Origin of the sequence: Shewanella sp. SNU WT4 (genome assembly GCF_006494715.1) — a bacterium.
GTDB lineage: Bacteria > Pseudomonadota > Gammaproteobacteria > Enterobacterales > Shewanellaceae > Shewanella.
Genome location: NZ_CP041151.1, coordinates 2,356,905 through 2,379,708 on the forward strand (window position 1 = coordinate 2,356,905; position 22,804 = coordinate 2,379,708).

General features: G+C 40.7%; 16 protein-coding genes and 5 pseudogenes. 7 read left to right on the forward strand and 14 right to left on the reverse strand.

All coding sequences use genetic code 11. The features are described 5' to 3' along the window. Complete coding sequence (locus FJQ87_RS10605) at positions 1-1,053, reverse strand: MBL fold metallo-hydrolase (RefSeq protein WP_140932609.1); 1,053 nt, start codon at positions 1,051-1,053, stop codon at positions 1-3. An 89-nt stretch (positions 1,054-1,142) separates the two neighbouring features. Beyond that, positions 1,143-1,367, reverse strand: a complete 225-nt coding sequence (locus tag FJQ87_RS18965; protein WP_140934074.1) for a helix-turn-helix transcriptional regulator — start codon at positions 1,365-1,367, stop codon at positions 1,143-1,145. Positions 1,368-1,489: 122 nt separating this feature from the next. On the opposite strand from FJQ87_RS18965, the gene FJQ87_RS18835 reads away from it, so the two are divergent. The 3 genes from FJQ87_RS18835 to FJQ87_RS10625 are packed head-to-tail and all read left to right on the forward strand — an operon-like array spanning position 1,490 to position 3,798. After that, positions 1,490-1,726, forward strand: a complete 237-nt coding sequence (locus FJQ87_RS18835) for a hypothetical protein (protein ID WP_140932610.1) — start codon at positions 1,490-1,492, stop codon at positions 1,724-1,726. Then, complete coding sequence (locus FJQ87_RS10620; protein WP_140934075.1) at positions 1,719-2,942, forward strand: DUF3596 domain-containing protein; 1,224 nt, start codon at positions 1,719-1,721, stop codon at positions 2,940-2,942. Before FJQ87_RS18835 ends, FJQ87_RS10620 begins: the two co-directional genes overlap by 8 nt. Further along, entirely contained in the window at positions 2,935-3,798 is an 864-nt protein-coding gene (locus FJQ87_RS10625) for an HD domain-containing protein (protein WP_168195174.1), read from the forward strand. The genes FJQ87_RS10620 and FJQ87_RS10625 overlap by 8 nt, the downstream gene beginning before the upstream one ends. An 869-nt stretch (positions 3,799-4,667) precedes the next feature. On the opposite strand, the gene FJQ87_RS18770 is transcribed toward FJQ87_RS10625, so the two are convergent. Further along, complete coding sequence (locus FJQ87_RS18770; protein ID WP_206194339.1) at positions 4,668-5,390, reverse strand: hypothetical protein; 723 nt, start codon at positions 5,388-5,390, stop codon at positions 4,668-4,670. A 321-nt stretch (positions 5,391-5,711) separates the two neighbouring features. Beyond that, positions 5,712-6,203: a hypothetical protein gene (locus tag FJQ87_RS10635; protein ID WP_168195175.1), complete on the reverse strand. Its 492-nt coding sequence runs from the start codon at positions 6,201-6,203 to the stop codon at positions 5,712-5,714. 154 nt (positions 6,204-6,357) lie between these two features. Between FJQ87_RS10635 and FJQ87_RS18840 the strand changes: the two are divergent. Next, a pseudogene (locus FJQ87_RS18840) lies at positions 6,358-6,575 on the forward strand (IS91 family transposase); the annotation flags it as partial. 253 nt (positions 6,576-6,828) lie between these two features. Here FJQ87_RS18840 and FJQ87_RS10645 read toward each other — a convergent pair. The 5 genes from FJQ87_RS10645 to FJQ87_RS10665 form a co-directional block, all read right to left on the reverse strand. Next, entirely contained in the window at positions 6,829-7,332 is a 504-nt protein-coding gene (locus FJQ87_RS10645; RefSeq protein ID WP_140932612.1) for a DUF4236 domain-containing protein, read from the reverse strand. A 65-nt stretch (positions 7,333-7,397) separates the two neighbouring features. Then, positions 7,398-8,798 carry a hypothetical protein gene (locus FJQ87_RS10650; protein WP_140932613.1) on the reverse strand — a complete coding sequence of 467 codons (1,401 nt, stop codon included), beginning with the start codon at positions 8,796-8,798 and terminating at the stop codon, positions 7,398-7,400. After that, positions 8,791-11,553: an NERD domain-containing protein/DEAD/DEAH box helicase gene (locus tag FJQ87_RS10655; protein WP_140932614.1), complete on the reverse strand. Its 2,763-nt coding sequence runs from the start codon at positions 11,551-11,553 to the stop codon at positions 8,791-8,793. The genes FJQ87_RS10650 and FJQ87_RS10655 overlap by 8 nt, the downstream gene beginning before the upstream one ends. Next, on the reverse strand, positions 11,554-13,536 hold the full coding sequence (locus tag FJQ87_RS10660; protein WP_240778688.1) for a DUF262 domain-containing protein: 1,983 nt from the start codon (positions 13,534-13,536) through the stop codon (positions 11,554-11,556). Then, positions 13,536-14,918, reverse strand: a complete 1,383-nt coding sequence (locus FJQ87_RS10665) for a DUF262 domain-containing protein (protein ID WP_140932615.1) — start codon at positions 14,916-14,918, stop codon at positions 13,536-13,538. The genes FJQ87_RS10660 and FJQ87_RS10665 overlap by 1 nt, the downstream gene beginning before the upstream one ends. An 874-nt stretch (positions 14,919-15,792) precedes the next feature. Between FJQ87_RS10665 and FJQ87_RS10675 the strand changes: the two are divergent. Continuing rightward, positions 15,793-16,176 (forward strand): annotated as a pseudogene (locus FJQ87_RS10675) (transposase); the annotation flags it as partial. A 21-nt stretch (positions 16,177-16,197) separates the two neighbouring features. On the opposite strand, the gene FJQ87_RS10680 reads toward FJQ87_RS10675, so the two are convergent. Both FJQ87_RS10680 and FJQ87_RS10685 read right to left on the reverse strand, forming a co-directional pair. After that, positions 16,198-17,753 (reverse strand): IS3 family transposase gene (locus tag FJQ87_RS10680; RefSeq protein WP_140932616.1). Its coding sequence is split into 2 segments (ribosomal slippage): positions 16,198-17,291 and positions 17,291-17,753, totalling 1,557 coding nucleotides; the frame shifts between segments, so codons are not numbered across the junction. A gap of 119 nt (positions 17,754-17,872) precedes the next feature. Next, positions 17,873-18,975 (reverse strand): IS3 family transposase gene (locus FJQ87_RS10685; protein ID WP_206194397.1). Its coding sequence is split into 2 segments (ribosomal slippage): positions 17,873-18,711 and positions 18,711-18,975, totalling 1,104 coding nucleotides; the frame shifts between segments, so codons are not numbered across the junction. A gap of 7 nt (positions 18,976-18,982) precedes the next feature. On the opposite strand from FJQ87_RS10685, the pseudogene FJQ87_RS10690 reads away from it, so the two are divergent. Continuing rightward, a pseudogene (locus tag FJQ87_RS10690) lies at positions 18,983-19,996 on the forward strand (reverse transcriptase domain-containing protein); the annotation flags it as partial. A gap of 80 nt (positions 19,997-20,076) precedes the next feature. Next, positions 20,077-20,544 (forward strand): annotated as a pseudogene (locus FJQ87_RS10695) (IS3 family transposase); the annotation flags it as partial. A gap of 6 nt (positions 20,545-20,550) precedes the next feature. Here FJQ87_RS10695 and FJQ87_RS10700 read toward each other — a convergent pair. From FJQ87_RS10700 to FJQ87_RS10710, 3 genes and pseudogenes are all read right to left on the reverse strand, one after another. After that, positions 20,551-21,099, reverse strand: a pseudogene (locus tag FJQ87_RS10700) (transposase); the annotation flags it as partial. Beyond that, positions 21,096-21,884 (reverse strand): IS3 family transposase, encoded by a 789-nt coding sequence (locus FJQ87_RS10705; protein WP_240778690.1) that lies wholly within the window; start codon positions 21,882-21,884, stop codon positions 21,096-21,098. The gene FJQ87_RS10705 and the pseudogene FJQ87_RS10700, both read right to left, overlap by 4 nt. A gap of 44 nt (positions 21,885-21,928) precedes the next feature. Continuing rightward, positions 21,929-22,225, reverse strand: coding sequence for a transposase (locus FJQ87_RS10710; protein WP_140932619.1), 297 nt, complete (start codon positions 22,223-22,225; stop codon positions 21,929-21,931). Positions 22,226-22,804 lie beyond the last annotated feature (579 nt).

Below are 22,804 nucleotides of genomic sequence, written 5' to 3' on the forward strand. Positions count from 1 at the left end.
TTAAAATCTTATAGCCTCATCAAGTGCCTCTAAACGAGTGGCATATTCTTCTCTCTCGCTATCTAGAAGTAATGATTCAATCACATCGTTATAATTGAAACAAATTTGCCCATTTGTTTCTTTGATGATCCTAGCAATGGTTCTTTTATTTGGCAGACCATGCCTCGAACCATTGGTCGAAATTATGTAACGAGATGATCGTAATAGAGAAAGGAATTCAGAACTGGTATTGTATTGGCTACCGTGATGTGAAACTTTAACAAGATTAAGATCAAGTTTATTTTGCTCATTAAACCCTAAACCTCTAAGGCTCTCGACTACAACTTGATCGTGTGCATCCCCAAGAAAGAGCATCTTTATTTTGTCGATTTCTAGTAAAAATGCAATTGAACTCCCATTGTAAATGGATGTATCTGACTCAAACTCATCAGCCGCCCAAATTTCTTCTAGAGAAAGCTGGTAATCATTATCGTGGGCTGATGTTGCACCTGACTCTTCCTCAGAAGGCCATTTATGCAATAAACGCTCTAGCTGGTTTTGACTAGGAGACAGTACAGTCAATTTGAACGGGCCAACGCTATGAACTTGCCCAGCCTTAATGACAGGAACACGCTTACATCCAATTTCATCAAGCAGTGCCTCAAGTTCTTTCCCCTGCTTCACACTTGTTTGAGGGGAATCGTCGGCTAGTAAAATATTGTTTTCCGGAATCTCAGGTGCATTAAAATGCTGTGTAATTAAACGAGATGAGTTGAACCAAATAGATTTAACGAGTTTATTTAAGTAATCAGGTGTTTCGAATGCCTTAATCAAGCCATGAATGTGATCGTCATCAATATGGGTCAATACCGCTAGATCAATGTGTTGTCCTTTATTTTTGAGTTCATCTAATACCTTGCATAGTGCTCCGTCATAACGTTGCCTCGGCCCATATTTAAAAGTTGTTGATGTTCCTCCATCAATTAAAATATTGACGGCGCCTGAAGCCCCCTCGTGACTTACTAAAATACAATCTCCATGATTTGCTTCAAGTACACGAATAATAGTACTCACAGTTATCTCCTGTAGTGGTCAACCTTTTCTGGCGACGGTTTTGTACCCAAGCCACGCCCTGCCATAACTCACTAATAAAACATTTTAAATCAGTCTTTTACGTAAGATATTACATCTTCAACGTTGCAATCAAAATAGACGCAAAGTGAATTGATTGCCTTGGTTGTCGTCGAATATTTATAACTAGGGTTCATCATTTTCGACAATGCGCTCCTATTCACTCCCGCAGAATCTGCGACTTCTTGAAGAGTAATTTTTCGCCGTTCTTTAAATTCTTTTTCAGCAATTAACTCTTTGATTTTGAATCTAATCACTTTAACAAACCCCCAAACAAGTAAAAACAACTCAAAAATGTTCCTTGCAATAACAATCAACAAAGACTTTAATGTTCCTTGTAAGACCTGAGCGAGTCAAATAGGAATGCTTCGAGGTTTATATGCAACAAACATTACTTAATGCGAAAGAACTATCTCAAAGAATAAAGTTTAGTCCGGGATATATCAACCACGTATTGAAAGATAGCGTGTTCTTTGAAGGCGTTCACTACATCAAACCGTTTGGCGGCCGGAAGATTTTTTACATCTGGGAAGCAATTGAGCTCGAGCTTTTTAGAAAAAATCAGCAAAAAAAGCTCATTATTCCAATGGCCAAAGGAGGGATTTGCAATGGGTAACATTAGGGCTCGCGATGGTAAGCTGTTTTTTGATTTTACCTACCAAGGTATCCGCTGTAGAGAGCAAACAGCTCTCCTTGATACCCGTATCAACCGATCAAAATTAACCAGTATCATGAAGACTATCGACACTGAAATTCGATTAAATCGATTTGTGTTCAAGTCTTATTTCCCCTCAAGCTCAAGATGCAGCCGATTTGATGAACAAGACATATCAGTGCAAAGATATTTGGCTGAGGAAGTTGAACCTCAAACCGTGCACATTCTGTCTAACATCCCTACTTTCAAAGATTTTGTCGATGATTGGATTTCAGAAAATAGGATTCAATGGAAAAAAAGCCATCTTAAAAATGTCCTTATGATTATTGATAACTATTTAATCCCAGAATTTGGCCTGACCAGGCTTAACGATATTACTCGGCCTAATTTGATTAAATTTAGAGCCGCCATTTCAGAACCTAGGTGTTCAATCACCAAAGACAAACTCAGTAATGATTGGATAAACCATGTAATGACGCCCTTGCGAGGCATTTTAAATGAGGCTGCATTTCGCTTCGACTTCCCGAGTCCTTTTATCAATATCAAGCCGTTAAGGATCCATAAAACGGTGATTGAACCCTTCTCACTGACTGAGGTTAAGTTGTTTTTATCGCAGGTTCGTGATGATTTTCGGGATTATTATATTGTTAGATTTTTTACAGCCATGCGAACCGCTGAAATCGATGGCTTAAAGTGGCAATTTGTTGATTTGGAGCGTAATGAAATCATCATTCAAGAAACGCTGGTAGACGGCAATGTTGAGACACCAAAAACATCAGCCTCCTATCGCAGCATTCAATTGTCACAACCTGTGGTTGAAGCATTAAAAAGGCAACAACAAGTCACAGGTGATAATACTTATGTGTTTTGTAATGCCAACGGCAAACCTTTAGAACACCGCAATGTCACTAAACGCGTTTGGTATCCTGCGTTAGATGAAATGGACTTGAAGAAAAGACGTCCTTACCAAACAAGACATACTTGCGCGACTTTATGGTTAGCCGCCGGCGAAAACCCTGAGTGGATAGCCAAACAAATGGGCCACAGCACCACCAAAATGTTGTTTGAAGTGTATAGCCGTTATGTACCCAATGCGACTAGGCAAGATGGTAGTGCATTTGCTCGACTCATTGAACATGTTAAATTTGATGCCATTCAGGAGCATTCATATGAATAAGCCAATATTTGTGTGGATAAAAAGTCTCAAATTCAGTGCTAATCTCCCCACCGCCAACTGTGAATTAATTTCATCAAACAGCCTAGTTAATGCGATTACATCAGCAGAAATCGCGAGAAATTGTCAAGCGAGCCACGGCTTCGCACAAATGATACTGTCGCACGATTATCAAGGAAATACGGTGATTTGCGCGATAAAAGCCATATCAACTAAATGCACTGAACAGCAATATATTCAAATGGTGAATTCTGTTCATGACCACAGAGATATTTTGGTCGGTCGATTTCTTAGACTGCTTAGCTACGTCACTCTTAATGAGCTTCAGCCGTTTGTCGATTTCATTCTCAATAAAGATGAAATCCTTAAGCTATTCATGAATTCTGAAGCCAGCTATAAACATCACCATAGCTACAAAGGTGGTCTATTTGAACATAGTATCGAAGTAGCCGAAATGACTTACCAAAATGCCAGACACTTAGGGCACTCTAACGTTGAATGTCAGACAGGTCTTATCGCGGCACTATTTCATGATATTGGCAAAATTTATCCGGCACTAAACACCAACAATGTTAAGTACTGCCCTGGCCCGCATGAGAGCTATGCTTTTGCCCTATTAGCGAAACCATTAGGTGAACTAGGAACATCAAACAGCCGTATTTTTTCTATGTTAAGTGATCTTTTAGCGGTAAAGCCCTATGGACATAAGACCCGATACGCGATTGAGCACATATTAAAACTTGCGGACAGAACCTCAGCTGAGTCCAATTTTGCTAAATCGCAATTTAAGGCACTACCCGCTGATTACTATTTCACGAAAGTTAATGGCGATTTAATATACCGCTTAAACAATCAGTAACAGGGATTGATTCAACTGAGTCCGATTAAATTAATAACCTGGTTGTATTGTCCCGATGTTGATAATGAGTTTTGCTTAACCAGTGAGTTCTACGCTATCAGAACAGACCTGGAGTTTATGCCACAACACCAAGTAGGATTGGCAAACACTAGTGAACTGGTCAATTTTTACTTGAACAACAAATTTAGTTGTCGGTATATGGCGTGTTTTCTGTCTCACCTCGAAAACAAGGCAGGCTACCGCCTGTAGTTAGCGCTTCTACCATGCGAATGTTTAGGTTTAACACTGTTGTTGTAATTACTGTGAGTGACGGATCCCAAGCCGCTAAACTTTTGGTGAGTATACGCTTGTAGAGAAAGTTATTAGTGATAGCTATCAAGAAGTTGTGATATATCTTGTTAATTTATACATTATATCTTGTGCCAAGGTACGCACTATTTCACGAACAATTTAGCTTAACATTTGATGCGTATTTAACACACCAAGATAATCACTCATCTTATGTACCTAGTGTTCTGCGGTGATAAAACTGGCTGTGCATAGCTCAAATCTGCTCACTCCCAGGTAATGCAATATTCAACACATTGCTATTACGGCGATTATTGACACTATCAGAGATAATCATTGAGCTCAGCGCCCTCGGTAATACTCCCATTTTCAAGTGCACACTTTCGATAACATTCAATGACAGTATTGCCAAAGATAAATTTTGCTTCTGTGATAATAATCTGCCGTTCTCTGTCATTAAAAATACGATTATTTAGAGGGCTACAATTCTGACATAGGGGCTACCCTACAATAAGTGTGGATTAGCTGTGATCACATAATTGTTAGTAGCCATGCCTAACAATAAAAACTATCAATATCAATCACTTCAACAAATTTATAGACACTGTAACCGATCTTGCTATTTCAGAGACAATCCAAGTAGGAGCAATCATAAATAGCAGCATTTCGACCATGTAGGGCTTACTACCTTCACCATAAACCCTAACAGATAAATCCTTAACCAGCGCACAGTATTCTTGGAACGCAATTTTATGAGATATGTACTCAACATTACGACCAGAAAGCCTGAATATCGTTTGCATATCATACTTTACTAACTCAAGATTACGCCCAACAGGTTGAGGGAACATTGATTGTGAATTGGCATAGTTGAACAACAACCAGTTTAAGGAGTAGATAACACGGGAGTCATAAACAGCATATTTATCTGGCTGCATGAATGACGCAATCTTAGACACAGATGAAATTGCATCAAATGTCTTTTTAGTCAACTTACCCTTGTTAAGTTCAGTGATAAAATCATGGATTCTTTTGTCATTCCTAGCGTGTCGCTTGAACGCCTTAATACCGCCCCAGTCATGAACAACCCAATAGTGACTATCAAGCAATTGGTCATCGTTTATAATGCCGTGAAAGTTATCTTTCAAATAAATGTTTCTGCCATAACCGCTCGTAATATTTTCAGGAATGTCCATTGGGGAGTAATCAGGGAAATACCAGTCAAAACGCTCAATTGGACAATCCTTAGAAATCTTAGCAAGAACACTAACAAGCGGATTAATATCAAAAAAATGTTTAACCATTATTACCTCAATAAACCACTTGAAGGTACTGAGTAGCGCAAGATTGACACATTTCCTTACTGTGCATGTGCCCTCTAACCTTATAACTGAAACAGGTTCGGCAATAACCAAAATGCTTGCTTCTTAATAGCCTTGCTATCTCCACATTCAGGCGACAGTCAAGAGGGAGTACCTTATAGACAACCCAATCTAATGTTGGTGTATGAGGTCCTTCCCACTTAATTGATGCGAACTCAATTGTTAACGACAAGTCATTCTTAATTACACGAACACTCTCTTTAACGGTGTCAAACATTCTTGAAACATCTAGGTTACACATGGCTAATCTTTTACTCCCTGCTGCTTGAAGTAGCTGAAGTCAAAATAGTGCTTTTTGTCTTTGACCAGGCACTTCCCAATTGTTCCATCAGCGCAGCGCTTTAACGGTATCGAGTTTCTATCAATTAACTCAGAAAGCTTGCCCATATAAATAGTGTATGTTTCTGTGTCGAACTGAACGGCCATCCAGCATGCTTCAGCGTCAAAAGCATCCTCAGCTACCTTTGCCAGAACTCGACAATCGTCACCAAGGTTATAGGTACTATTAAGGGCACCATTACTTTGGTACATATTCCGAGCTTTGACACTGATAACTTGCTTTTGCCCGTCAATCTCACCATAAAGGTCAGCGTAAGGGAAATTCATCTTTACGTCATTGAGGTTTCTTATCTTGTCGTAGCACTGGTCAACAAGGGCTTTTACAGCGAACAACTCTCCCAACTCTCCCAGTGATTTCTTGCGTTGGTACTCTTTTGTGCCCTTAACCATAGCCATACAAACTCCTGTTGGCTGATAAATACACTGCTATTACAGCCGTTAACAGCATTCATCACAAGCTCAGTAGTATGTAATAAAATAGGGTTATTACTCAACAAAGAGAAGCCGATAATGGAAGGTAGGTGCGGAAAAAAGAGAGTTTTGCCTGCAAATACGGCGAGTACGGGACTATGGTTTACTGCGAGGTAATGTCTAAAAACTACGGAAACGAATCCAACAAATGCTGACTGTCGCATGAGCGGCTTTCACGCAATACCAGTGGTAAAACGTGCCTTAGACGTGCGCTATTGCCCTTGTTGCCACCTCGCGATGCATTTCATGGGCATTCATATGCGTCATCGTCCGGCAGGGGTTAATATCACCGCCTAAGGCGAGAAGTATAAGGATAACGGGTTAATCCAACAGAATGAAGACTCGATAACGGCTTAATGAACAAGTAATAAAAATATTAGCTCATTCACTAAGGACGAGTCATGCCTGCATAAAAAGCTCTTTCAAAATACGACCTTCGCCAGCACAAATTTTCAGTCAGCCCTTTGCCTAATAAAGTGTCAATAACCAGCATCGGGCTTGATCAACACATTGGATAAAGTCGAGGCTACGCGCGGCCTATCCTTATTTGTTATGGCTCTGGATTTGAGAGATACTCTGCAGCAACCCAACCTTTAACCCCATTACCTTCAATAAACACCCACCTACCGTTTGTTTGAATAACTTCAACTTTATCACCTGCGGCCAATTGACTGATAACCATTGAGTTAGTCGTTGGTTCAGCCCTTACACGTAAGCTTTTTATTTCAACAGTACTAAACGAGTTGATTGAGTCTGAAGGAGAACCCCAAAAGTTGGCTACTAATAAGAAAAACACGATGGCTAGAAGCGTTTTTCCTAGTAAAAAACTACCCTTATCAGTGTTTGACGTGACTTCGTTCAGCCTGCCGCTATCCGTAATATTCTGACTATATGACAGGCCAGATCCGGGAATTCCAACAGTCGCTTTAACCCCATTTTTGCCAATATTTAACGTAGCACCAGGCTTTCCGATTGAGGTACTGATACCACTTTGACTAATGTTGACATGAAGCCCAGGTGCAATTTTTATACGTTTTCGAAATTTGAATCCCATAATTTCCTCTAAACAGCAGAAGCTGAACATCGTGTGAGCTAAAACTTCCCGATTTGATTGATTTGTTAGTCTTTTATCAGCTTAATCACACGCCAACTAGAGACTCCTTTCTTTGGATCTTTATCAAAAATCTTTATTGCTTCAACATACTCTTGATCATTGAAACCGCTCAATAAATAAGGAGGCACGAAAGCATCATCAACAAAGCCAAAGCCCTTGGGGTTCAACTTAAGAACACCTTCAATTAATTTCACACACTCACTTTGTTTTGATTCAACCTTGTGTGCCTCCATTACTTCTAACTGCTGTCCGTCATTAGCAAGTTTTAACTCTAGCCACGTTCCTACCTCTGGTAATTCTTTGCCAAAAAACACGCCTTTTCTTGCGCTTAATTTTTTATTTAAATCAAGATATATACTAAATCCCTTACCTGAACGATGATGAGAATCAACAATACCGACAGCCACTTCTAACTTCTTAGTTGCATATTTAAGAGCATCATTTGCTCTGGCTTTAATGACTTCATAAAAGTTAACTGATACAAAAACTGAGGCATCAAACCACCCTTGCTGAATAAGCTCTTCATGCTCTGGCTTTATTTGCCAACCGTTTGCGTTATATATTTCTATTAATTTACTCAACGCTGCCGATGCAAAATCGAACTCTTGTCTATTGGTAAATGACTGAGCTAACCCATAATACATTGGAATACAAAAAGGAGGTTCGTGGGCTTCTAAAATCCCTCTGCAATAACAAGCTATTGCGGCCTTGGGCTCCTGGTCAATATAAGTATCAGCTAAAGCACCCCAAGCCCATGATTCAGACATTTTTTGTCGTAGAACTGATAAAGCGGCTTCTCTTGCCTCATCATATCTACCCGCACTAACCAAGCATTTAGAAATATCAAATTGAAGCCAAGTTTTGTTTCTATCAAGGGCATTATTTAGCGCATAATTGAGTAAATTTAATATACCATCTAGGTTCAACACCCATTGTTTATGATTTTGTAACCACGCTTTACTCGTTTGCCTTGATAACCTAACTAGTAAACTTGGGTATTCTCCCTTTTCTGTTTGATATGGCTTTAAATCGGCTTGTTGATAAAGATTAGAACCATAATAAGTTAACATCTGGATATATGACTGATAGTGCTGTCCACAGCCCTTAAATAGATTGAAAAATCTGAAATCTAGTTCTTTACATGGAACGGTTAAATTGAGTAGTCCAATACAATTGATCCACGAATTAACTATATCCTGCTCATTGACATTTGGGGCTTTATTTTGCCTAGTTAAAATTGGTTCTTGAATCGCCTTTATTGCCGCATAACAAACCCAAAATAAGGCGGTTCTTAAATATGTATTTCGTGGTTCATTTTGAAAAACCACGTAACCACAGTTCCATGCTTCAACAAAATTGCCTTGCTGCTTGAGTTCACGAATTTGGGCAAATACTTCACTACTCATTTAAAGCTTCCTTAAAAAGACCTACAACCTCTTCAGAAGTCGCTTTTTCCGGCATTATTTTCGATACTAATCCAGTTTTTACGACCCAAGTTTTTAACTGAATAGCCTCATTATCATTCGCGCAAAGAACTTGCATCTCCCAGTCACCTGAACGCTTCGCATCAACTACTTCGAAACCTAATTCTTCCACAAAATTTCGTAGTGACTGTAGAGCCGTATTTAGCCTGCTTTCAGCGAAAGCTATTTCACTTGCTAAAAGTGTTTTTAACTCTTCGCTTAAACTAGGCTCTTTTGTCTCATCAGGAAAAGCTAATGTTTTGACTTTAATACTCTTGTCATAAGTAAATCTAACACGAACTTTCTTACCTGTACTGTGCTCAAAAGTATAAAGCTCTTGATAGCTATGCTGCTTTAATTCACTTATTCGCCACGAAGAGTTACTCAAACAATTTGATACGGAAAAATAAATTGCTTTAAGCTCAACTACATCAGTATTCATACCAACGGGGTAATTGAACCTTTCTAATTCTGCTTGATCAGGAATTTGATAGTTAAAACCTTTCCTTACAGGAAACATTCCAATTTTACAATTGTTGTTTGGAATAAATTGGGTCTGATATAGCGGAGTTAATTTAGGGTATTTGAGCAATGTCAAACCATTTTCAGCTGACATACTTGCTGTATATAAAAACCTAAAAAATCCGTCATTGGTAATAGAGTAACCGCTAGGACCTCTGCTAGCATCTAAGTAAACTAAATTCCATTGTCTTCCTTGCGCTCTATGCACCGTCATAGCGTATGCGTATCGAATCCTAGCCGCATTTAATAGAGGACTATGAGCAATATGATTTTGTACTAATTCAGAATACTTTTTCTTTTTTGATCGATACTCATCAGATTTCTTGTCATTGATGCAGTCTAATTTACCTTTGAGCACTTTAAATGCTTCGACAGCTTGTTCTCTTGCTTTAATGCTTAGCACTAACATTTGGTCAGTACTTAATTCCGGCTTATCCGCATGTAAATAATCAATAATGTAAGAAACATTAACATCACCTAAGCTTGGCACTCGGCAATTCAAATAACCTATACGCACAACTGTCGGCATATCACGGCCTTTTAATGGCAACTCAATGGTATCAATCTTATCATCAACCGAAGTAACGGTAGCTATTTCTCCTGAGTGTACCCAATCATTGCTTGGCTCGATTTCAGTGTTGCTATTGAGCGGATTGTTAACTCGAGCACTTGCATGGAAATCAATGAGATCTCCGGCATTTAGAACATAGGGGTTGGCTTGTTTTAGAACTTTTTGCTTAGCGGCAAAATTTATTTTCTGAGCCATATTATTCAAAGCTGTTAAATAAACACCGTGATAACGCCCTGATGTTATATCAGTACCAATTTTTGGACTATTTTCTACCTGTGATACGACTTCACTTTCTGCATCAGGCAATTTATTAAAATGTTTGAGTTGCATCTGTTGCGCAATTTCAAACTGAAAGTCATGTAATTCTTTAGGCTCTGATTCTATCTGTTGTACTAAAAATGCTTCTTCTATGGTTAATTCTTTGTCACGAATAGCCTGACTTGATAACAAACATTGGTCTAAGTCTCCACGAGATAGTTGATATGGGTCGCCAACCAAAAGTAATTTGGGCGAATTATTCTCAAACGCAGTTAATAGATCATTAACCATATGACCTGACCCAAAAATTACGTTGTCCATGTCATAGTAACTATTGCTGATTAAATGCGACTCAACAACAACCAAAACTTTGTCTTTAACTTGTTCACCAGTAAGGATCACAGGATGCTTAGCTAACTCAACGCCATTTGATTTTTTTACTACTCCATCACTCTTACTGCTATAGAGTACTTGATATATTGAGGAAAATTCGCCAAGCCCCATCTCGGTATACTTATTCGCAATACGCGCATTCGGGGCCAAGAGTAACAGACTTTTATTTCTATTCTCTATTCGTTTAATTATTTCTCTAACTAAGGTTCGCTTACCTGTGCTAGACATGCCTTTCAAAACAAAGACACATATATCAGACGTTAACCATCGTTCTGCCTGTTCTAAGACTGCTTTTTGAAACCCGGTAGGCGTAAATTCAGTTTCGAATGAGCTTTCAGGATTAACAGATATCGCTCTGGTAACAGGCTTACCATCAGGGAAGTATTCCGGCGCAGAAAAAGCATCAGCAATCATATTAAGCTCATGCAAAGATATATCAATCTCTGCGCTTGCTATACCGTCAATTGTTCGAATAGCTTTACTTAAGTCACATATATGAAACCAGCTTTTAATTTGTTGTGGTATCTGAGTATCATCTATCTCTATTGGTTGATCAAACATCACCAAACCAGCTATGTGACCGAGGTTTAGTTTAGATTGAATTTCAATATGTCCATTTTTTATGTAGTCGAGTAGAGCAAACTTATTACTGCGAAGCTGTAAAAATGGATTTCGACTGTTACCGCCTTTAACAACAACATCGTCACAGTACCACGGCCCATTTTCTGAAAATGAAATCTCTCCACCAAAATGTTTAAAATCAATAACGACGATCGCATTGTTCTTAATGATTAGCGCATCAAACTCTTTGCCTGCAAAAAAAAAGTTACCGAATAAATACAGCTGATCATCACGGCCTTCCCATTCAGTCTGAAGCATATCGTGTAATACATTAAAGGCATGATTCTCATGGCTATGATTAAACGGGCCTCCTCTAAACGATTTAAACCCCATCTAAAACTCCATTTTTGAGTAATGTATTTCTAACAATGCCAACATGTTATGCTGATGTTTCTCTATTTCGAATGCAGCCCATTGGTTATTTGATTGTGTGTACGTTGCAAAAATATCTTTCAGCTTCAACGCGTCGTAACGCGGCTTAGAGTCAAAATCTGCTTTTTTCTTTGCCACCGTCTGGTTACTGTATGAAGAGTTTTCACTGGGGCTTAACAGCACTAAATTACCAAAAGCGTTTAATGGGTTATTGTCTAGCTGACGATGATACTCTTCATTTTGAGGGTGAACGTGCTCCACAGAGTTTTTTGAGGTAATGCGGTAATTTTTAAGCTTCTCGTCTGTTTTATCTCCTTGCTTCCATAGCAAGTATTCCAGTTTTTGAAACCAGTATTGTTCAAACCGTGTACCTAATGGGTCGGCAAAGTAAACTTTTTGTTTATTCCATTCGGCAACTTCAGGGCACATCCCCTTGGCAATCTTAAAGCTGGCGTCTTTTTGAGTTTCAAGAGTTAATGACAGGTTGTTGTCCAATTGCTCTAAGGCTGCCAATACCTGTACTTCATTCATATCAGGCTGCTCAATTAGGCTGCCCAGTAATGCCGTTAGCCAATAATGAGCTGAGCGGTCACCGGTAAAGTTACGAACAGCCTGCAACTGCACCAAATTACTTAGATCCTTAGCTGTACGATTAATGTAGTATTTTCCGCTTGATAACGAGCGGTTGATATTGGTTAAGCGTAAATGGGGATCTTGCCTGTCATCGTGTTCAACCCATTTCACCACCCAAGTATCGAACTGGTAACGCACTTGCCACAGTAGTTCGATAAAAGCTTTAATTTCGTTTTCATCCTGTTTTACCAGAACATCAAAGCATGCCAAAAGATTACCAGCTTTAATCCGTGGCTTTAGATCATTCCAACCATTTCGAGCACAGAATATTCTCAGAGCATGAATTAACAATAATTCAAAATTGATAATGGAGCGGCAATACACAGTTTCGACATCTATATTGTCAGTACCATCAGATTGCACCGTCTCTTTTACATTGTCTGTTGCATCACCGGCATTAACTTCTGCCAGTAGCAAAGCCACCGTTTTACCCGTGCCTAACTCTGTGTTATGCGTATTTTCCTGTTTAATAAAAGCTGCACTTAACGCCGACAAATCCTTGTAGTAAAGAGAATTCCAATCTACGTTCTCAAACGCCTGTCGTAGGTTGCGCTCAAAGTAATTGTCTAGATGCTCACAGGCTTGCCAGATCGTGCTATACAGTGACTTTTTGGTTATTATTTTCTTTAAAAGCCGGGCTTTTAGCAGATCGACTGGATCTAATTGAATACCCGCGGTATTCATGCTGGAGAACATTCGATTCAAATCCATGGCTATCGGCACGATATTATTTACCCATACCACCTTTGTGAACAGGTAGTCGGCAAAAGCCCTAAGATCGAAGCCGTCAACTCCCTTTAGTTTTTCAGCATATTGATGTAGCACATTCAAATTGGCTGCTAAGGGCCTTAAGTATTCATCTTGCTTAACCTCCTCATCACTTGGCCGCAACAAATCATCTAATCCAGCAAAGCAACCGAGCAAGTTGCTTACCGATTCACGAATTTCAAAACCGAGACGCGACTGCTTGCCAAGCACTGAAACTTCAGCCAAGGCACAAGGTATTTTTGAAGCTCTAAAAGCAATAGAAATTAGCATCAAGGTGGTCGTGCGCTGTTGGCCATCAATCAGCTCGTACACATCATGCGTTGCAGTATCACGACGGGCAGAAAGCGCACTGCCAATAAAGTACTGAGCCTCTTTTGATTCAAACGCCGTTTTTATGTCTTCGAACAGTTTCACTGCATCCTCATCTGTCCAGACATAAGGACGTTGGTAGCTTGGGATGAGGAAACCCAACTTACGTTCATGTACTTGCTGTAACGTTAACAGTTCTGTTTCAACTTGATTAGGAATTGACGATGACATCATTACAGCCCTCCTGCCACTTTACGCGTTAAAGCCTGAGCGAAGCACTGCTCATAATCCTCTACAGCCAAGAGTAATTCAAAGAACTGACAAACCTTGCTCATATAACGCTTTTTAACGCTATTACTATCGAGGTTGCTGCCATCGACGGTGAGGGTAAAGCTATCAAAGTATTTGAAACACTGCTCTGGCGTATAGCTAAGTGCTACCCAGTCTAAAACCGGAGTTTCTCTAACAAAGGCATAAATTGAATTTTCACGCACGGCTTTCTGGTTACTAACCCGACGAGAATACACCACTCGAAACAGCTTTTTGGCCGCGGCTTCCAACTGCTTCTCACCAAATTGGCTTATGTATTGGAGCAGGCAGGCTTTGTATAATCCTTCTAAATAACCGCAGCCTTCCAAACCTTTTAGCCAAGCTATGAAAGCGTTATACCCTGGTAAACCGGGCAAATCAGGCCTTTCCCAGTAATGTTGATACAGGCTTTGAAAGTAGCTTAAATACCGAATGGTGTTTACACCGGCATTTAGCGGCTGACGTAATTCGTAGCCTTGCTGATCCAGATGCTGGCGAACCTCACCAGCCAAGCCAAGCTGGCGATATACGCGCCCAAACGCAATGTCCGTACCCTTAGCTGTTTGCTCTGCAAGCTCGGATACAATGGTATCGCGAAGCTTTTTTTTCTGTTGGTGTGAAGGCAACTCTCGCATATTGATCTTTTGCCAATAGCGGCCCTTTAACAGTGCACCGACGGTATCATCCAATTTACCCAACCCTTCCCATTGTTTAGCAAATGTTTTTTGATACATACTACTGACGGCACGAAGATGATGCGCCTTAATAATATCGGTACCAGCCAAACGGACTCCGCCGGTATTTTGCGTTTCAAAAAAGCGATAGGCGTCATCTTCTGTTTGGGTAATAACCAGGGTAAATTGCAGCTTATGAAAATCCATCAAGCTTTGCCAATAAGCTGTATTTTCACTAAAACAGCTTTGCAGCCATTTTAGGTTATGCTTAATTTGCTGCAGGCTTGTGGGATGTTCATATTCCAGCGAGTTGACCAATGCCAAGTTCAGGCCTTGTTGTAAGCTGGCAATCAGCACCAGCGTTGTAACCCGTTGCTGGCCATCAATAATGTTCAGTTTCCCGTTTTCCTGATGCAGGATCAAACTGCCGAGATAATAAGGTAAGTCTGATAACTGCTCTTTTTGGGCTCGAATATCTGTTAAAAGCTGCATAAGCTGTTGCTCTTGCCAGCAATAAGGGCGTTGATATTCAGGGATAGATAATTGACCAACAATTCCTTTTCCATCATCACTAGCTGACAGTTTGCCCGCTAAAATTTCAGCTGCTGTACACGTTAAAACCCTAACCGTCATTCTTTATCCTTTATCTTAAACTTTAAGTGACGTATTTAAGCGTCTTCCAGACCCATCTCGGCCGACTTGTTTTCAATAATGAGCAAGTTGCCATCTTTGTAGAACGCCAGTAAATCTGGCGTCCAGCACAGAAGGAAAATGCGCAACACCATCAATCTCCACTTGAATAATCAACAATTCTTCAACGAGTGTGAAAGGCTTATTTGCCAAGTGCAGCGCTGAGCGAGTAGAAAATTGAAGATGCTTGCGCTCGAAAAGCGCAACTCACGTGTGATTGCCTGTAATCGCGTAATGAGCGCAGACTGTGCAAGATAAAAACAACAAGAAAAAAACACAGTTGGCATGCTGCCGATTAGGTTGCTACAACGGCTTCACTATAAATTTAAAATTCTATTTTTATGTAACGTCAAAATGGCCGCTACATTGCTCGATTAACTTGTTCTGGCCGGTGCAATGCTCAAGTTCGTGACACCATAAAGTGCCTAGCGGTTACTCAGCCAAAGCTGATAATCAAAGCCAATCAACTCATGCTCAGTTGAACAATCCACACACCATTGGCGAAACAAATAGCTTGCTAATGTTTACGTTTAACACTGGTTTTGTAATTACTGCGAGTGACAACTATCTTGAAAAACACCGCGGGTCCACGCCTCTAAACTTTAGGCGAGTATACGCTTGTACAAGAAGTTATTAGTGATAGCTATCAAGAAGCTGTGATTTATCTTGCTGATTAATACATTATATCTGGTGCCAAGGTACGCTCTATTTCCCGAACAATTTAACCTCACAATTGTTGCAAAATTGACACATCAAGATAATCACTAATCTTATGTCTCTAGTGTACTAAGGCGATAATGTCTGGCGACATAGGTAAGATTGTCAGTTCATAGGTCAAGGTCCGTCTGCACTGCAATATCTGTCTCGCTATCTTTACCGGGACGTTTTACCCGACAGCAGTATTTGTCGTCATGTCGATAATCAGGTGAGTTTTACCTATCAAGACAGTCAGACTCGCTGCCAACAAGTACGCCGCTTGCCCGCGGTCGAATTTCTGTGGTTGGTACCGCAACATGTATTACCTAAAGTATTACGGCGAGTGCGGAACTATGGCTTACTGCAAGGCAACGCCAAAAAGCTAAGGCAACAAATTCAACTGATGTTGGCTGTCGCGGGAGCCGCTTTCCCCGCAATCCCAGAGGTCAAACGTGCCTTAGCCGAGCGCTATTGCCCATGTTGCCATCGGTGTTTTTCAAGATAGTTGTCACTCTTTGCTTAAATATTAAGCTGCATTTATTACGCCTTCTATTGGTGCTTTATCTGGGTTTAGGGTCACGGCTCCAACCGCCTCACAATTTCTCACGTCTTTAGACCAGCGCGTCGGTCTTCTTGCCTTTGCCGCTTCAAGCACTTCCTTACGCTTGGCTAAAATCGCGTTATCTAGCTGAGCATGACGTTGTCCTGGTGAGACAAAATTGAGCTGGCTGTGTTTATGCTCATCGTTGTACCACTTCACAAACTTCTCAACCCATTCTCTTGCGCCAGCTAAACTGCTAAAACCCGATTTTGGCCACTGTGGTCGGTATTTTAAGGTTTTAAATAATGACTCTGAAAAGGGGTTGTCGTTACTCACCCGCGGCCGACTTAATGATGCCGTAATACCGAGTTCTTCTAGCTTGGCTTTCATGGTCAGTGACTTCATCGGCGCCCCATTATCAGAGTGCAGCACTAATGGCGTATTAAAACATTGCTCGCGTAACATGCAGCGTTGGATTAGCGCGGCTGCGTACTCACCGCATTCTTGTTCGTGAACTTCGTAACCCACTATTTTTCTACTGTAAATATCTTCAAACATGTACAGATAATAAAACTGGCCTTTGACGGTTGAAGCCAAATAAGTGATGTCCCACGACCACACTTGATTGGGCCCATCAGCCTGATAACTTAACGGTTTGCTTCGATTTACAGCAATCTGGGTGCGACCACGATGATTAAGTTGATTATTGGCATGTAATACTCTGTAAAAGCTTGATTCTGAGGCGATATAAATTCCGCTATCTAATAATGTCGGCACAATTTGCGACGGTGGTAAGCTGGCATACTCCTCTTGATTACACACACTTAATATCTGTTGTCGCTCATGTGCTTCGAGTTTATTTGCCGGTTCTGGTCGAGCCGCTATTGGTCTTAAATCGGCTTGCACTTGGCCTGCTCGATACCAACGTCGATAAGTGCGTTTACTGAGTCCAGTTTCAGCACAAGCCTTGTAAAGGCGAGCACCATTGGTATACGCCTCTTGAATTAAGGCAATCAATTCTATGCGCTCAGGCAAGGGAGTTAGCTCTCCTCGCTGTCGTCCCCCCAGAGCGCATTGAGCTTTTTTCTGAGCACCAGTAACGCTGCAGCTTCAGCCAGGGCTTTCTCCTTGTAGCGCAATTCTCGTTGCAATGATTTGATTTCGGCTCTGTCAGCCTTGGCCTGCTGTTTAATGGTTTTGGTTTGTACTTCTGAGGTTTGAAAACCAGCTAAACAATCCTGTTTCCACTGCTGTACTTGTTCGCGGAACAAGCCTTTTTCACGGCAATACTGACTTAACTCGGCTTCCGATAGCGGGGCTGTTTCAATGAGTACCGCAAACTTAGCTTCAGCTGACCAGTCATCAGTTGTTAATGTTTTACCTGGCACGGGGCGACCTTCTTTTCTGACAATATCTCGCCAATGATACAAGGTTTGCACCGCAATGCCTTCTTCCCGAGCAACCTCTGCGACCGTTAAATTGTGAGGCGGTAATAATTTTTTAAGGATCGCCTCTTTACGCTCTGGTGAATACCGAGCCATATCGTTCTCTTTTGCCGCACCCTGTCTTTAAAAATAATGATTATTTAAGGGTGACAACAATCCTGACACAGGGGGGGATCAACTGCCGTCGATTTAATTGTAACCATCCCTTATATAGATCATATTTTAAGAGAGTTTTCCTCATTTAATCGCTCATACATCTTGGGCGGTAGATCGTTCAGTGATTCATGTGGCCGATCATAATTATATTCTTCAAGCCAACTATCTGTGATTTCCCTAACTTCAGTCAAGCTATTGAACAAATAGCAGTCTAATACTTCATTTCGATAAGTCCGGTTAAATCGTTCAATAAATGCATTTTGAGTTGGCTTACCAGGCTTAATAAAGTCTAACTTGATACCGTGTTGTTCGGCCCACATCTCAAGTGCATGTGAGATAAACTCTGGCCCATTATCTTGTCTTAAGCGCTTTGGGTAACCACGATAGGCTGCGATTCTATCCAGCACTCGTATGACCCGTTGCGCTGGTAAGCTTAAGTCCACTTCTATCGCTAAAGCTTCACGATGGTAGTCATCAATCACATTAAAAGTTCTGAACGACTTTCCTGAAAACAAGTTATCGCTCATAAAATCCATTGACCAGCATTCATTTGCCTTTACAGGAACGGCTAGTGGCTCTGGCTCACGTGAGGGTAAACGTTTTTTGCCTTTACGTCGTAAGTTAAGTTTTAAACCACAATAAACGCGATACACACGTTTATGATTCCATTTATGACCAAGTAAGCGTAACCGTTTAAATATCTTTCGAAAACCATAAGCCCTATGCTTCTCTGCGATGCCTGATACGGCCTCAATGATGTCATTATCATCGATACGCTTGAGTTGGTAATAAAATGTGCAACGACTAATACTTAGCGCATCACAAGCCAACACAACACCTAGGCCAAATTCATTAATGGCATAGTGGGCTAACACCTTCCGCTCTGCTGGCTTTATAGCTTTTTTTCAACAATGTCTTTTAACGCCATGTTTTGCAAACTGACATCTGCAAACATCTTTTTAAGCTTGGTATTTTCGGCTTCTAATTCACGCATACGGGTTAAATCAGAGGCTTGCATCCCACCGTATTTCGATTTCCATTTGTAATAGGTACTTTGACCAACATTATGTTTGCGGCATAACTCAGGCACAGTAAGGGCGCCTGATTCACCTTCTTTGAGGATGTTGATGATTTGGCTTTCTGTAAAACGTGTCTTTTTCATGTGATTCTCCATTTGGTTTAGTGTAAATGGAAAACTCTATTTAAAACATTCTGATTTTAAGGGAGGGTTACATAATGATTTGCTTTGGCGCTTCATTAAAGCTGGACACATTGAACGTAACCTATTTTGTGCAACAAGCGAAGGCGTACCACAAGGTGGTGTAATTTCTCCGTTATTGTCAAACATAATGCTTAATGAGTTCGATCAATATTTGGATAAATGTTACTTGAGCAAGAAAGCCCGTAAAGACCGCTGGTACTGGAACCACAGTATCAAAATCAAGCGAAAACCTGCGGTTGAGGAAAACAGACAATGGAAACCTGCCGTTGCTTATTGCCGTTATGCTGATGACTTTCTAGTGATTGTCAAAGGCAATAAACAACAAGCAGAGGCAATTCGTGACCAATGTCGACACTTCCTAGAAGGTAAGCTGCAACTCACGTTAAATATGGATAAAACTCATATTACACATGTGAATGACGGTTTTATATTTCTCGGACATAGGATCATTCGAAAGCGTGGACCTAAGGGAAATATGCGAGTGGTGACTGGTATTCCAAACGGTAAAGCCAAAGCATTTTCTCATTCATTGAGTCAGGCTTTATCAGGGGATCATAGCTGTAGCAAGATAGACAAAGTGGAACAACTCAATCGCAAACTTAAGGGTTGGGCACAATTTTATCGACATACTGATTACACCGCGAAAGTTTACAGCAAAATTGATCGTATTATTTTCTGGAAACTCGCTAAGTGGTTGGCTAGAAAATATCGTTGTTCTATTAAATCGTTAATGATGACATGGATCAAACGTCCAACACCAAATCAGGCAACGACATGGGTGTTATTTGGTAAAAGCAATCGTGGAAATTTATGTGGCGCGTCACTATTTAGATTAGTGAGTAGCCCTAAATTACCCTTTAGATGGCGATCACCAGAAGCAAACTCCTACCTCAGAGATGAAATTAGAAATACTGTCACGTCTCGCTATAGCGATGTTGCCATGGCTGTTAGCCACAATTAAGCGGAGAGCCGTATGCGCTGAAAGGTGCACGTACGGTTCGGAGAGGAGAAGCAGAGAAATAGTTCGACTACGCTCTGCCTCTTACTCTACTAAAGACAGGTGAAGGCTGGATGTATTTGGCGGTGGTGATGGATTTATATTCACGCCGGATTGTGGGGTGGCACATAGACAAACGCATGACCACGGATTTGATATCTAAGGCATTAATGAAAGCTTACAACCTGCGCCGACCGGCAAGAGGGTTGGTATTTCACAGTGACCGAGGCTCGCAATATACCAGTAAGCAATTCGGTAGGCTGCTCTCGAGTTATGGTATCCGAGCCAGCATGGGTGATGTTGGCGCGTGTTGGGATAATGCCGTTGTTGAGCGTTTCTTTGGTAGCTTAAAACACGATTGGATTTTTAAGGTTAGTCAACCAACAAATGAGTTTATGAAGTCGGATGTGGCCGCTTATATGAGGTATTACAACTTAGAGCGCCTTCATTCAGCTAATAATGATTTATCACCAGTAGAGTTTGAAAATTCTCAACAAAAGTGTCCAGTTTGAGTTGACCAGTACAGTGTAAACGGCTTTACTGACGTAACGCCCATCCTCTTTGACTTTATAATGTATCGCATCAAGCCAAACGATAGGATAATGGCTATCTAATGGGCGCTGTTGCCACGCTTTAAGTTCGGGGATGAGTTTATCAGTGATAGCACTGACTGTTGCGTTAGATACATTGATCCCATACATATCTTCAACATGTTGATTAATATCGCGATAGCTCATACCTATACTGAACATCGATAACACTTTACGTTCGATTTCATCGGTTAGCGTAGTTTGATTTTTCTTAATCAACTGAGGTTCAAAAGTGCCATTGCGGTCTCTAGGGGTGTCTAACTCAAAGTTACCGGACGGATGCTTAATGGTCTTAGGGGTTTTGCCATTTTTACGATTAGGCAGAGGATCATGCGCTAAATGCTGCTCAAGCTCAGCCTGGAGACCCGCTTCAGTGAGTTGCTTGATCAGTGGACCAAGAATGCTGTCTTTACCTGTGAGGCTTTTACCTGACTGCAGATCTTTAAGGGCTTGTTCGAAGTTAAAAGGTTGGGTCATGTGTCATTCCTGTTTTTGAATATTTTACTGAAATGACACAGAATTATGAACACTACCTTATAAAACATCTCAATGTATTGAAAAATATTTAACCTAGCTTCTTCTTGTGTTTTGAACTGAATACGTCTGACTTTCTCTTTCTTTAAGTTACTGAAAAAGCTTTCTGCGACAGCATTATCCCAACAATTTCCACGCCGGCTCATGCTTTGCTCAATATTTAATGTCGCCAGTAATTTCTTGTATCGACGACTCGTGTATTGGCTGCCTTGATCAGAATGAAGCCTAACTGTGTTAGTTGGTTTTCGCCGCCAGTAAGCCATCGTTAACGCATCGAGCACTAAATCATCTGTCATTCGATTCGACATCGACCAACCGACAATGTTCCTGGCATACAAATCCATGGCGACAGCCAAAAACAAGAACCCTTGGTGCGTGTGAATATAGGTAATATCGCTTACCCACCACTGATTAGGCTCTGCAACGTTAAACACTCTCTTAAGCTGATTCGGCGCAGCGGTGTGAATATCTCCGCCATAGTGCACTTTGGGTTTTTTATACCCTCGTTGCGCACTGATCTTTGCACGCTGCATTAACCTCAACACGCGGTCACGGCCACACTTAATGTTCGCCTCAACCAAATCAAGATGGATATTACGATAACCGTAATGTCCACCGTTTTCTAACCAAGATTGTTTGATGCGATCTGTTAGTTTTTTATCACTAATATCACGCTGACTATTGGGCGCTTTTAGCCGTTCATAGTTGCCACTGGGATGCGTGTTCATCGTTTGGCACAGCAAACGAACTGGATAAGTCTCACTTCGAGATTTTATGAACGGCTAACGTTCTTTGACTCGACGGCAAAGAACACCGCGGCCTCCTTTAGGATATCCCTCTCCTGTTGCACACGTTTTAATTCACGCTGAAGCTGAGCTATTTGAGTGTGTAAATCTTGTTCATTTTCACGTTGTTTTGGGGGTTTTGAGAATGTTTTGGTCCAAACATATAAGGTTTTAGAACTGATCCCTAAACGCTCAGATACATCGTTGACAGAATAACCGTGCTTAATCACTTGATTGACGGCTTCTTGTTTAAATTCATTGGTATAACGAGTGCCTTTACTCATGGTTGACCTCTTATGGTTTAAGTTACAATTTTTACCATGAAAAGTATCTACAAGTCTCAGGCCTTACCATATTAGGTGTATTAGTTATTAGGTGTCTTAATTATTACACGACGGGATAGCCGTGGCTAAAAAATCAGCTATTCCCTTCATTTAGTTGCAATTCATCGAAGAATTCTAAGAATTTTACCTTTCTACGAATAATCCACATTCTGCCGAGCAAAAACTGAGTGCAACCACGCCAGCTTTTGGAAAGTTTCGTAATGATGGCTGACTTAGTTATTAGAACTCCCCGGCTAAACTTATCGCCTAACCTATTAATTTTATTGATAATAACCATTGCTTTTATATAGATATTCAAAAATACAAGCTAAGTTTATGTTTTTAAATGGTAAATACTACAGTCCGTTAAAACTCTTTACAGCCAAGGTTAATGGCATGTATTGTTTTTGTAAAGTTGTGTGAGGTGTAAAGAAAAATATTACTGGTATTAATATTGCTATATACGCCACGTTGCCTTCTTGGTGTGACATTAAAGTAGCATCAAGAATTAAAAATCTTATAACTACTAAAAAAGAGAGG